Here is a 12,818-nt window from a genome sequence, read left to right as displayed (position 1 = left end):
CTCCATGGGAGCGTCTCTGCTTTATTTTCCTTCGTGGGGTAGCTTGGGATGGGAAGCGGAATATTCTCCCACTATCCGTGATATTTCTGGGTTATAAAGTCGTAAATAATTCCAGTAATTACCTAAAACTTGACGCACATAGTTCTTAGTTTCATCAAAGGGAATAGCTTCGACAAAATCGTCGGGGTCATCCTTAGGTAAAGATTTTAACCACTTACTGACATTACCAGGACCAGCATTATAACTGGCGATCGCTAACAAACTATTATTCCCGTACTGCTCGTGGGTGTGGTCTAAATACCAGGTTCCCAGCATAATATTATCCTGGGGTTTTTTCAGATCCAAATTTTTGTAATCTGCCTTAATTTGCGGCGCAATCCACTTAGCGGTATCAGGCATAACTTGCATTAAACCTGTAGCCCCAGCACTAGAGATAATCTCCTTTTCAAAGCGTGACTCTTGGCGAATTAATGCTGTCACTAATAGAGGGTTAAGTTGACGCTCTCCTGACCATTTTTTAATTTCTTTCAAGTAGGGGAAAGGATAACGAGCTTGCCAGTAAATTAGTTGTTTATTCAACTTATCATACTCAGCCCGATCCTCTGGTTTTTCCCGGTCTTCCAACTTAGAAATTTTATCAATGCCAAGCAGATTTTCACCCCTAGTGAGTTGCACCAAACCTTCAGTAAACTGTTCTGGTACTGTCGGTTGCATTTTGTTCGTAAATTCCGTTTGCCATTGCAACCAAGCGTCTCGGTCTTGCCCTAGAAGGTATAATTCTTTAAAAGTCTCAGAACCTGCGGTGGGTACAGGACGCATTAGGGGGACAATTTCCGGTTTTAATTGGCGAAGAGTATTAAAATTACCCACATTCAACTGCAAAATTGCCGCCGATCGCCATGCATAGTAAGAGTAGGGAAACTGGCTAATTACAAACTCGTAAGCTTGTTTTGCTTCTTGTCTTTTCCCTAATTTTGTTGCCCACTTCCCTACCCAAAAAGCTGCTCGCGGAGCCAAAATACTATCAGGATTCTTATTAGCAATTGGTTCTGCCCATTGCCAAGCAGCTTGATAATCCTTCGCTTTCGCTTTCGCTTCTGCTACCTTCCAGCGATATTCTGCCGCCTCTTCTGTGGTATCAAATTTACTAATCAGCAACTGTAAAGCAGAAGCCGCAGCTTTTTTATTGCCTTGGGCTTCTAGAATTTTAGCTTTGCGGATGATTGCCTCTCCCCCGTGGGCAGGATATTTGCTGATAATCTTGTCTAGGTAGGGCAAAGTCTCCTTGGAGGTTTTCGCCAATTCTGACAATCGTAATGTGGCTAAACCTGCTTCCTCAGATTCGGGGAAAGCACTCACCAACTGATTAAAAGCTGTTTTAGCTGCGTCTGTTTTGCCACTAATCTGCAAACCTCTACCCATACGGTAAATATTACGAGGGGTGCGGGGTGCTTTGCCATAACTTACAGCAGCTTTGCCAAACTCTTTATTTTCCCAGTACGCACCAGCAATAGTTTCCCAGTCTTCGGCTTGGAGAGTGGAACTTTTAGCTAAACTATCCAAGACAAAGGTGATACCAGGTTGGTCATAGGAATATTTTGCCAGAATTAATTGCAGCTGAGGTTGATTGGGGTTATCAGCCAAACGTTTTTTTATGATTTCCCAGGTGAGGGGATGGGAAGGAAACTTGGCGATCGCCCGCTCTTGATATTCTGGCAACCCAATTAAATACAATGCTTTAGCTGCTGCGGGATGCTCTGGATAACGCTTGACAACTGCTTGCCGCAAGTCGGAAGCTTTCCCCTCCTCACCCAACAGATTTTGAGCTTGAGCTTGCTTCAGCAAGATATAGGGGGCAAGTAAGGGGTAGTCTTTTTCTAAGCCCTCTAATAATTTCAGGGCAGACTTTCCATCTTCACGTTCAATCAAATCACTTGCCAACAAATATCGAGCTCGATTGCGATCCTGAGACTGGCTTTCCTTAGTTAATGCCTCTAATTTTGCTGCCCTCTCCGATGGGGATTCTAGCACCAAGGGCAGCACAAGGGATTTAGCTTTTGTTGCCTCAGAAAGCTGCTCTGGCTCATTCTGAAACTGCTTGAGCCATTGTTCTACGGATTTACCAATCTGGGGTGCAAAAACCATACCACCAGCCAAAAAGGCTGTGATTCCTGCACCGAGAATCAGAGATAGTTGCTTTTTATGTAGCTTCTTCAGCATTGATACTCGCTGAACATTTCACGTCAATTTCTTGCCACTGTAGCACCACTAGTGGCACAGGGTAACTTAAATTTTTCTGTGAAGCTGCTGAAAAATTAGTAATACCCGCATTTTGTATCTCGTCTGACAGATATTTAATATACTTTTCAGGTAAAGAAATTGATGTTTTCAAGGAGAAGTTTCGACTTAGAGCATTGATATTTATCTATAAATTCCCCTAGATAATTATAAATTGGACAATCACCACAAATAATCATCTCACCTCAAATCATTCAGATGACACCTAAATTCAATTTAGGTCAAAATAGATTTTTCTCTGTTTACTATTTATGATTATGTCCGAGATTTATCTTTGATTGATATTTATCCACAAATATAGGGAATACTAAAATGAGTAGTTGAAGATATTCTTTGTCAGACAGCCAGCTAGTGAACAGCAACAATCTAAAATTATGTTAGAAAAAAATATTATTGCTAGCCAGAATCATCATCTCAGGGAATACACTCACTATGCTAACAATATAGACTATCAACATTTATCGATTAATTCTACTTTAGAAGAATTATTCCTCTGGGAGGAAAGCATAGAAGTTAGTGAGAAAGTAGAGTCGATTACAAAAATATTTGAGAAGACTTCTCTACTTCCGGGATTAATTCTCACACAAGATAACTTATTTCAGGGTATGATTTCACGGCGGCTGTTTTTTGAATATATGAGTCGCCCCTACAGTTTAGGATTATTTTCTCGTCGGGCGATCGCCACATTCTATGATTGCCTCAAGCCGGAAATTACGATTTTATCCGCCACAACCTCTGTTATTGATGCGGCAAATATTGCCCTCAAAAGATTGCCTCCCCTTGTTTATGAACCGATAGTAGTGGAGATACAAACGGGAAATTATCAAATATTAGATTTTCATCAGTTACTCATTGCCTATTCTCAAATTCATTTTTTAACATTAAATAGTTTACAGCAGTCAGAAATTAAGTCACAAGCGACTCAAGATAATCTGAATTGGTTACAAAATAATCATACACAAATAGTTCAAGCGGAGAAAATGTCAGCCTTGGGGCAACTAGTAGCTGGCATTGCCCATGAAATTAATAATCCGATTAGTTTTATCACTGGCAATATTCATTATGTTCGTACCTATTTTAACGGCTTATTAGATTTAATTAATGCCTATCGTCGATTGAATCCTGTCCCATCCCAGGAAATAGAAAATTATTTGCAAGATGTGGATATAGATTTTATTGCAGAGGATTTGCCTAATTTATTTAATTCTATGACTAATGGCAGTGAGAGAATTAGAACAATTATCAGTTCTCTGCGGAATTTTTCCCGATTAGATGAAACTGGGAAAAAAGCTGCCAGGATTCACGAAGATATTGACAATACATTATTATTACTACAACACCGCCTAAAAAATAAATTTAACCCACGACCTATCCAAAATATTAATGTCATTAAAAATTATGGTGATATTCCCTTAATTAATTGCTATCCAGCAGAGTTAAATCAAGTATTTATGAATATATTAATTAATGCTATCGATGCAATTGAGGAAAAATATCATAATTATTCTACAAATGTAAGTAATCATGTTTGTGACTGCCCAATAGATGAAGGGATAGAAGGGAAAATCACGATTACCACCCAGCAAATAAATATATATGATATTCCATACTTAAGTATTAGCATAATTGATAATGGGATTGGCATGAATGAAGAAGTCAGTAAATCAGTTTTCAATCCTTTCTTTACAACCAAAGAAGTAGGAAAGGGTACAGGTTTGGGAATGGCTATTAGCTATCAAATTATTGTAGAAAAACACGGTGGCAAGCTAGAATGTCTTTCTGTCCCTGGACAAGGAACAGAATTCATAATTCATATTCCTATATAAGTTTTTTGCTCTTCATGAGTCAGATTATTTGGATTGCTCGACACGCTAACCGTCTTGACTTTGTTAACCCTGATTGGTTTCTGACTGCTGAGAGACGTTATGATCCACCTTTGTCTGAAGATGGATTTCTCCAAGCAGAGCAATTGGCAAAGCGCTTGCAAACAGAAAATATTCATCATATTTTTGCTTCTCCTTTTCTACGCACTGTGCAAACTGCCAATGCTGTTGCCGAAGTATTAAATTTGCCAATTAAGCTAGAAACTGGTTTAAGTGAGTGGTTAAATCCAGAATGGATGACTGAAGAACCAGAACGTTTGGCGATCGCCACCCTCGCAGAAATTTTTCCCCGCATTGATACTAGTTATACATCTCGTATTGCTGCCACTTATCCGGAATCCCATCAACAGGTGAGATCTCGTGCAGGGCAAACTGCTAGATGCCTTTCGACAGAGTTTTCCCCAGAAAATATTCTCCTTGTAGCCCATGGTGCATCTGTCAAGGGAGCAGCGATTGGGTTAGCGGGTAGCACTGCTGACTCAGTAGAGAAAGTCCGCCTGTGCAGCTTGTACAAGGTAGTGCGTCAACACCCCGAATGGCTGCTAGAACTAAAGGGAGACACCTCCCATTTAACAGAGGTAGAAGAGTTTGTACGATTAGTGTAGGGGAACAGGAAAAACCGGAAGTAGGGGGAATTTGTTGATTTTTCCCTATCCCCATTACCCAATCTCCATTACTCATTCAACTTACCTCACGGCAAGCATTATCTATTACCTAACCCTATGACTTTACTATTAGCAGGAGATATTGGCGGCACAAAAACGATTTTGCGATTAGTAGAAGCATCGGAGACTTCTCTACTACGTGCTGTGTATGAAGAGCGTTATCGCAGTGCAGATTTCACCGATTTAGTGCCAATGGTACGGCAGTTTTTAGCTAATGCCAAGACACCAATACCAGAGAAAGCTTGCTTTGCGATCGCGGGTCCTGTGGTGAATAACACTGCCAAATTGACGAATTTGGTCTGGTTTCTGGAAAAGGAGCGTTTAGAGCAAGAATTAGGGATTGGTTGTGTTTCCCTAATTAATGATTTTGCGGCGGTGGGCTATGGCATTCTGGGCTTAGATAAGCAAGATTTGCAGACATTGCAAGTTGGTAAACCCAAACCAGAAGCACCGATCGCCATTATTGGAGCAGGTACCGGTTTAGGGCAAGGTTTTTTGATGAAACAGGGGAATCACTATCATGTTTTCCCTTCTGAGGGGGGACACGCAGATTTTGCCCCGCGTACAGAATTAGAATTTCAGTTATTGAAATATCTCTTGGATAAGCATGATATTCAACGTGTTTCTGTGGAAAGGGTGGTTTCTGGTTTAGGAATCGTTTCGATTTACCAATTTTTGCGCGATCGCCACGTGAGAAGCGAATCTCCGGAAATTGCCCAAATTGTTCGCACCTGGGAAGGGGAAGCAGGGCAAGAGAAAAGTGTGGATCCAGGAGCTGCTATCGGTGCTGCGGCTTTAAATGGTAGCGATCGCCTCTGTGAGCAAACCATGGAATTATTTGTAGACGCATACGGTGCTGAAGCTGGCAATTTGGCGCTGAAACTTCTGCCCTACGGCGGTTTATTCATTGCTGGAGGAATTGCCCCCAAAATCCTCCCCCTGCTCACCCAGGGCAATTTTATGCTCAATTTCACCCAAAAAGGTAGGATGCGAGCCATCTTGACAGAAATTCCCGTACACATCATCCTCAATCCTCAGGTTGGGCTAATTGGTGCTGCCATTTGTGCTGCTAGGTTGTAGGAATTTGGTTAACGGGTTAGGGGTGACAGTTCCAAAAATCCCCTTCCCCATTCTCTCCCCTTCCCCTAACATTAACTATGTGAATCATGATGGAGTTTTGGGAATGACCGACCCTGTAACGTTAATGAAGCAAGAAGTTGGTAAAGCTGCCGCAGCTTTGGTAGAGTCCGGGATGATTGTGGGACTAGGTACTGGTTCTACCACTGCTTACGCTATCCAATATATTGGCGATCGCCTGAATTCTGGTGATTTAAAGAACATCGTTGGTGTTCCGACTTCCTTCGGTGCGGAAGTTCTCGCCAAACAATACGGTATTCCCCTGACAACCCTGGATGCTATTGATCACATTGATATTGCCATTGATGGCGCTGATGAGGTAGACCCCCGCAAGAACCTAATTAAAGGTGGTGGTGCTGCCCACACCCGTGAAAAGGTAGTAGATTACTTGGCTAATCGCTTCGTGGTTGTAGTTGATGCGGGTAAATTAGTTGACCATCTTGGCTCTGTATTTCCCGTTCCTGTGGAAGTTATTCCCATGGCAATTACTCCCGTAATGAACGTGATTCGAGAGCTAGGTGGCGAACCACAGCTACGTATGGGTGTGAGGAAGGCTGGTCCTGTGATTACTGACCAGGGTAATATGGTTGTAGATGTGAAATTTAATAGTATTCCTGACCCTGTGGAGCTAGAAAAAACCCTGAATAATCTTCCTGGTGTCTTGGAAAATGGGATTTTTGTCAACTGTGCTGATATTGTGCTAATTGGTGAAGTGGTAGATGGTCAGCCAGTTGTACGGAAAATGTAATTTATTGGAAAACTGCAATACTAGGTTTATTTCAGATAAAATTACAGCTTTTGTAGCTATTTATTGACAATAAACTTGGTTTTAACCATATTTTAAACAGTTAATCGACTTCTTTCAGGAGTCGTTTTTTATTTTTAAGTAGGCGATCGCCTGAAATAATTCCTTCCCGTGGAGCGATCGCCCTTGCTTGTGTTTTTATTCTGCGTTAAGTCATATCCAACACCATAGATAAGTACATAAGCAGAAATATTTACAGTCATTGCGAGCGAAATGAAATGTAGCGTAGACGCGGAGCGGCTTCTCGAAGAGTAGCAATCCCAAATCTTTGCGATTGCTAGAGCCTACGGCACGCTACGCGAACATTCCGCTGAGTCGCAAAGCGACACGCTGCGCGAACGCTCCATTCGCAATGACGTTTGTGTAATTAATTCTGTTTGCCTACTTATACTGAATATCGTTCCACAGCTGGCATTGTGGAATATTTTTTTATTTGCAGGTGTCTTGAGAAACAAATATTTTAACTTTCCTGTCTGTGCAGTAAATCAAGGGGAGCAGAACAAGATTATTGCCATTGACTATATATATTACCTAAGATTATGCGAGCTTCTTCAGCAACTATTTTGACACTCACCTCCTTAACAGTAGGAAACCTGACTCAGCAAGCAATTGCCGCACCTAATTCCCCTAACTCTGATACATCTGCGGTGTCTGAGGATGTAGTTGTACCAGTTAAGGATGATACCCCTAGGGAGGTGGAATTTGCTGTCTCTCCAGAAACTATTCCTGAGCAACAATTTTCTCGTAATTCTCCCTCTGTTAAAACTCCTACTCCCCAAAAAGCTGTTGAGAATCCTGCACCAGTTAAAACTCCCACACCTCAGAAAGCTGTAGTGATTCTGGAAACTCCCTCTACTGTTTCCCCTACTCCTTCCTTCTCCCCCCCACCCTTAGATAACAACTTAGTAGTAACTGCTACCGAGGTAAAAATTCTTGGTGCAACCGAGGAGTTACAGGAAGTTATTCGCAGTGTGATCAAAACCCAAGTCGGAGGAGAGACGAGTCAAAATCAATTACAAAAAGATATGGCAGCAATTTTAGATACTGGTTTGTTTGCAACTGCCAATCTCAAAACCAATGCTACCAGGGAAGGATTAGAGGTGGTGTATCAAGTAGAACCTGTGATTGTGCGATCGCTGCAACTTTCTGGAGCCAAAGCTTTAACCCAGGAAATTGCCCTCCAATCCTTCCAACCCTTACTAAGTCAACCTATCAGCCCCGGTAGCTTAAAGCAAGCAGTCGCAAAAATCAATAAATGGTACAGCAATAACGGATATAAGCTTGGTCGCGTGTTATCAATTAAACCCAGCAAAGACGGTATGCTGACGGTGAATGTTGCTGAGGGTGTGGTAGGTGATATCAAGTTTCGCTTCCTAGGAGAGGATAACGAAGCGGTGGATAGTCAGGGTAAACCTGTGAAGGGAAGGACAAAACCAGATTTTCTGTATCAACAAATCAAGTTTCTACCAGGGCAAGTATATCAGGAAAAGTTAGTGCGGGAAGATGTGCAACAGCTCTATCAAACGGGTTTATTTGAGACAATTCAAGTAGCTTTTGAGGGTGATGCCAATAAAACCGATGTTATCTATCTATTAAAAGAGACTAGTGCCCGTTCTCTAAACTTTGGCGGTAATTACAATCGTGATCAGGGGATTTTGGGAACCTTTAGTTACCGCGATCGCAACTTTGGTGGTATAAATGATACTTTCTCTGTGGATGTGCAAGCAGGTAGACAGGATTTGGGTTTTGATGTCAAATATAGTAGTCCCTACCGCCCCAGCGAGCCTAACCGTATTGGTTATAGTATCAATGCTTTTCGGCAGAGGGGATTATCTGATACCTTGGACGATTTGATTCTCCTGCCCAACGGCGATAAAATCCGGGAGGGGAAAATTGGTGCTAGTTTGAATTTACAACGACCGATTGATGGTTGGGATGCCAATTTAGGATTTAATTATACCCGTACTTCTATCCGCGATCGCGCTGGGGAAATTAACTCTGTAGATGCTCGTGGCAACTCCCTGACTCTCAGTGGTACAGGTATCGATGATTTGGCAACTGTCTCCCTTAGCGCCACAAAAGACCATCGAGACAACCCCCTCAATCCCACCCAAGGTTATTTTCTCAGTCTTAGTACGGAACAATCAATCCCCCTCGGTCAAGGAAATATTTCCATGAACCGTATCAAAGCAAATTACAGTGAATTCCGTCCCGTCAAGCTCTTTGAATCTGCTCAACCCCAAGTATTTGCCTTCAATCTGCAAGCAGGAACCGTTCTCGGTGACTTACCCCCCTACGATGCATTCAACCTCGGTGGTTCTAACTCTGTACGGGGATACGATGCAGGGAGAGTTGGTAGCGGTCGTACCTATGTACTAGCCTCCGCCGAATACCGTTTTCCTGTTTGGCAAGCATTAGGTGGTATAGTTTTCGCCGATTTTGCCTCAGATTTAGGCTCCGGGGACACTGTACTCGGTAATCCTGCGGGAATGCGTAATAAACCAGGGACGGGTTTTGGTTACGGGGCAGGTATCCGTTTTGACTCACCCCTCGGCTTAATTCGTGCCGACTACGGTATCAGCGATCAGGGTGAAAGTCGTTTCCATTTTGGTATTGGGCAAAGGTTTTAGGCAAAATTGTCTTTGCACAATTTTATTTTTCTCCAAACCCAAACGCGATCGCGTAGCGGCTCCTCTATGGAGCATCGCCTGACTTTTAACACAGTCGCTACGATTTTTGCTGCTTTTTGATTTGAGGCAGGAACCTCGTAGAATGCGTCGCAATGAAGAGCGTGGGAACGAGGGAAAACCACCGGTGATTTGTGCTGCAAAAAAATTAGATCGCTCCACTCCGTTACACCATTTCACGAAAATAGTGAAACAGATACAAACCCTGAAAGTCTGACTAGATAAGGCTTTCTTAATTACGAATTACGAATTACGAATTACGAATTGGTATTACGCTTGGGAAGGGTAAAGAATAAAAGAGCAGAGGGGAAAAGGGGAAAAGTATAAAGGGCTACAGAAGAGACCTCCCGACCCCACAAACAACACGAAAACCAAAATTGAAGGGGATACTGTCGCGCGCAGGGTAGTTGTCACGGTACGCAGAGCGGCAGTCTCTAGGAATGACGTACCAGGAACCACCACGCAGCACCGCAGAACCATATTTTTGAGAAAGGTTATTATTCTTATCATCAAACCAAGGACTGCCATTTTTTGGCACTCCCTCATAATTATCGTGCCAATCATCAAGACACCATTCCCAAACATTGCCATGCATATCGTATAAACCAAAAGCATTGGCTGGAAATTTTCCCACAGGGGTAGTTTTTTTGCGGTATTCTCCTTTGGCTTCCTCAGCAAAGGTATTACTAGCATCGTAATTGGCTAACTTGCTGGTAATGGTTTCGCCAAAGTGGAAGGGTGTGGTGGTTCTAGCACGACAAGCATATTCCCATTCTGCTTCGCTGGGGAGACGATATTCATTACCTGTTTCCTTTGATAATCTGGCACAAAATTCCACCGCATCGTACCAAGATACGTTTTCTACAGGTAAATCATCACCTTTGAATTCGGATGGTTCTGGTTCGAGTTTGCGGTTAATTTGAGTTAACGCTGCGACAGTTCTCCATTGCGCTTGGGTTACTGGGTATTTACCCATACAGAAAGCGGGAACATTGACTTTTTGTTGAGGACGTTCTGAGTTATCTCCTTCTGGTGGTTTTGAACCCATCATGAAATTACCAGCAGGGATATAAACCATATCCAAACTGATATTATTTCCCAAGTCTTCTTTGACAAACTTTACTTCTTTTTGCTCGCCTTTTACTTTTTCCCCTCTACTATTCACCGTCACTGTTTCAAATTGAACAGTCCATACGGGTAATTTCAATATCTTTGGTGCATTCTTGTTCGGAGATATAATTTTGGGAGTCATAACAGATATCTCTGGAGGACTATTATTTAGAGAATTGCTATCTGGAGAACTAGTATCTACAGAACTATTATCTGGAGAACCTTGCAAAAGCTGACTAGCAATCACAGTCACCAAACCTCCACTACCCAAACCAGCCCATTTTAAGAACTGTCTGCGGTTAATTAGAAATTGCTGGAGATTTTGCCATTGTTGCTCTCGTTGCTGTCTTCTCGTTTCCGCTTCTTGTTGTTTTCTGCGTCTATCAAGCTCCTGTTGACGTTCTCTTTCTGCTTGCTGCTGCTGTTTTCTGGCTTCTGTTTCTTCTCTTTCTCTTTGCTTCTGTGCTTCCTGTTCTCGTTGTCGTTGTGCTGCTAATTCTTGTTGTTGTCTTTTTCTCTCTGCTTCCTGTTGCTTGCGTCTTTCCGCTTCTTGCTGTTGTGTAGAAGACACTGACCTTTGACCTGTCGTTCCTGCTGGATTTGGAGTGGGGGAAGTTGGATTTGTGGATGATTGTTTTTGAGCAATCCTTTTGATGGCTTCAAATGCACGGTCATCAATACCAGGTAATCCCCAAAGTCGCTTCCACAAATTTTCTGCTAATAATAAATTCCCTTCTAATTCTGCTTCCTGAGCTGCATCAATTAAAAGTTGAGCATCACGAAAGTTAGCAGCTTGCCTTAACAAAATAAAATACATTTTATAAGGTGGGTCAGCCTGAAAGTAGGGATTTTGTACTTGCTTTCTGTAATAGTTATTTATTTGGGGAACTCTTTGATATAAATGCCGCGCTAACCGCTCAACTGTGGCACAATTACCCTCACCCTGTAACCGCAATCCCTCCAACAAGCTATAGGTAAACGCACCATGCTGTAACTCATCAATTTCCCAGGATTGCTGATTGGCATTACAGGAATAAAAGGTAATTACCCCTTGATGTTTCTCCTCCCCAATTCCCAAACCTCCTCGACTCCCTTCATCCCGACAAGCATCGAGCAGTAACACCACATTATCCGCACCACAACGTCGCAAGCGCTGGGTAATAAAATCTACAGAAATCGCCGTGGTACTATCCGTAGGGTCACTATCGGGAAACATCAAATAATCTTGGTCATTGTAGCGCTTCCCGTGTCCCGCAAAGAAAAACCAGAGATTATCTTCTGGATTCAATAAGGGTTTTTCAAACTGAGCGTTCAAAAATCGCCGAAATCGTGCCGCAGTTGGTTGGGTGGGTATGGGTGGATTTGCAGGAATGGGGGGAGAATTTTCGGTAAACAGAAATACTTGATCAAATCTAGCTTCTTCCCGAAACCACGTAGCCATCACCTCAGCATCCCGTTGAGCATACTTGAGGGGCTGTAAATTATCGTAGTTGTTTATGCCGATCGCGATCGCCCAATTTTTCCCCATATCCCCATTTGGATGAAATCTGCTACCATCAAAAACAGTTTACACGTAACTCATAATCCCAACCTATGTCAGATACAACCGAAAAAATGCAGACACCGGAAAATATCTGGATTATTACTGCAACGAGTCAGGAAAGCTCAAAGGAAGTTGTAAATCGCGGTGGTTCTAGAGATTCCCGTGATGTGGGTGGAAGACTAGGTGTAGAAACTGAAGAAGAAATAATTATTACCAAACAAGAGGGTGAAGTTGTCATCAAACGACGTAAGGTTGAGGTGACAAAATTGAAACAGGAAATGCGGGGATTTCTGCAAGCAATGCGGGAAATGTTGGATGAAGCTGAACAACCAGCAGGCAAAATGCAGTTAGATGAGGTGGAATTATCTGTAGAAATTAACGGAGAAGGGCAAATTAGTTTGTTTGGTTTAGGTGGTGGGAAAGCTGGTGGTAAGGGTGGGATGACATTTAAATTTAAACGGCGATGATATATCAGAAATTACGCACTAATACCAATTTTTCGTGGAACTGCACAGAATTTACCCCACCCCTTAATCCCCTCCCCGCTAGCGGGTGAGACGAAATTCGAGTGAAAGCGAGAATTGGGGTGGGGTTCTGTTTCTATGCGTCTTCATATTAATTTGGTATAAGCTATATTGAGCAAGCTGTGGGGATGCTAAAAACTCTAGGATTACTTCTCTACAATACGTT

At 42.5% G+C, this 12,818-nt stretch carries 10 protein-coding genes; 6 read left to right on the top strand and 4 right to left on the bottom strand.

The window, feature by feature from the left end:
- Nucleotides 1–21: 21 nt before the first annotated feature.
- Both IJ00_RS14925 and IJ00_RS29085 read right to left on the bottom strand, forming a co-directional pair.
- The gene (locus tag IJ00_RS14925) at nucleotides 22–2,220 is read right to left on the bottom strand and encodes a transglycosylase SLT domain-containing protein (RefSeq protein ID WP_035154253.1); all 2,199 of its coding nucleotides are present in this window, start codon (nucleotides 2,218–2,220) and stop codon (nucleotides 22–24) included.
- Complete coding sequence (locus IJ00_RS29085; protein WP_046814824.1) at nucleotides 2,201–2,392, bottom strand: hypothetical protein; 192 nt, start codon at nucleotides 2,390–2,392, stop codon at nucleotides 2,201–2,203. The genes IJ00_RS14925 and IJ00_RS29085 overlap by 20 nt, the downstream gene beginning before the upstream one ends.
- A gap of 280 nt (nucleotides 2,393–2,672) precedes the next feature.
- Here IJ00_RS29085 and IJ00_RS14915 point away from each other — a divergent pair, with 280 nt between their 5' ends.
- The 4 genes from IJ00_RS14915 to rpiA all read left to right on the top strand — a co-directional run bounded on the left by IJ00_RS14915 (nucleotide 2,673) and on the right by rpiA (nucleotide 6,731).
- On the top strand, nucleotides 2,673–4,124 hold the full coding sequence (locus IJ00_RS14915) for an ATP-binding protein (RefSeq protein ID WP_082127333.1): 1,452 nt from the start codon (nucleotides 2,673–2,675) through the stop codon (nucleotides 4,122–4,124).
- Between the two features lie 14 nt (nucleotides 4,125–4,138).
- A complete protein-coding gene (locus IJ00_RS14910) occupies nucleotides 4,139–4,786 on the top strand; it encodes a histidine phosphatase family protein (RefSeq protein WP_035154251.1) in 648 nt (215 codons plus the stop codon).
- Between the two features lie 117 nt (nucleotides 4,787–4,903).
- Nucleotides 4,904–5,926, top strand: a complete 1,023-nt coding sequence (locus IJ00_RS14905) for a glucokinase (protein WP_035154249.1) — start codon at nucleotides 4,904–4,906, stop codon at nucleotides 5,924–5,926.
- Nucleotides 5,927–6,029: 103 nt separating this feature from the next.
- On the top strand, nucleotides 6,030–6,731 hold the full coding sequence (rpiA, locus tag IJ00_RS14900; RefSeq protein WP_035154247.1) for a ribose-5-phosphate isomerase RpiA: 702 nt from the start codon (nucleotides 6,030–6,032) through the stop codon (nucleotides 6,729–6,731).
- Between the two features lie 134 nt (nucleotides 6,732–6,865).
- On the opposite strand, the gene IJ00_RS29945 is transcribed toward rpiA, so the two are convergent.
- Nucleotides 6,866–6,991, bottom strand: coding sequence for a hypothetical protein (locus IJ00_RS29945; RefSeq protein WP_256388797.1), 126 nt, complete (start codon nucleotides 6,989–6,991; stop codon nucleotides 6,866–6,868).
- A gap of 336 nt (nucleotides 6,992–7,327) precedes the next feature.
- Between IJ00_RS29945 and IJ00_RS14895 the strand changes: the two genes are divergently transcribed.
- Nucleotides 7,328–9,418 (top strand): BamA/TamA family outer membrane protein, encoded by a 2,091-nt coding sequence (locus IJ00_RS14895; RefSeq protein ID WP_035154245.1) that lies wholly within the window; start codon nucleotides 7,328–7,330, stop codon nucleotides 9,416–9,418.
- A 388-nt stretch (nucleotides 9,419–9,806) separates the two neighbouring features.
- Here IJ00_RS14895 and IJ00_RS14890 read toward each other — a convergent pair whose 3' ends face one another.
- Entirely contained in the window at nucleotides 9,807–12,113 is a 2,307-nt protein-coding gene (locus IJ00_RS14890; RefSeq protein WP_035154243.1) for an SUMF1/EgtB/PvdO family nonheme iron enzyme, read from the bottom strand.
- A 65-nt stretch (nucleotides 12,114–12,178) separates the two neighbouring features.
- Here IJ00_RS14890 and IJ00_RS14885 point away from each other — a divergent pair, with 65 nt between their 5' ends.
- Nucleotides 12,179–12,595, top strand: coding sequence for a hypothetical protein (locus IJ00_RS14885; protein ID WP_035154241.1), 417 nt, complete (start codon nucleotides 12,179–12,181; stop codon nucleotides 12,593–12,595).
- Nucleotides 12,596–12,818: the final 223 nt, after the last annotated feature.

The organism is Calothrix sp. 336/3 (assembly GCF_000734895.2).
GTDB lineage: Bacteria > Cyanobacteriota > Cyanobacteriia > Cyanobacteriales > Nostocaceae > 336-3.
This window is presented reverse-complemented; position numbering and strand designations above follow the sequence as displayed.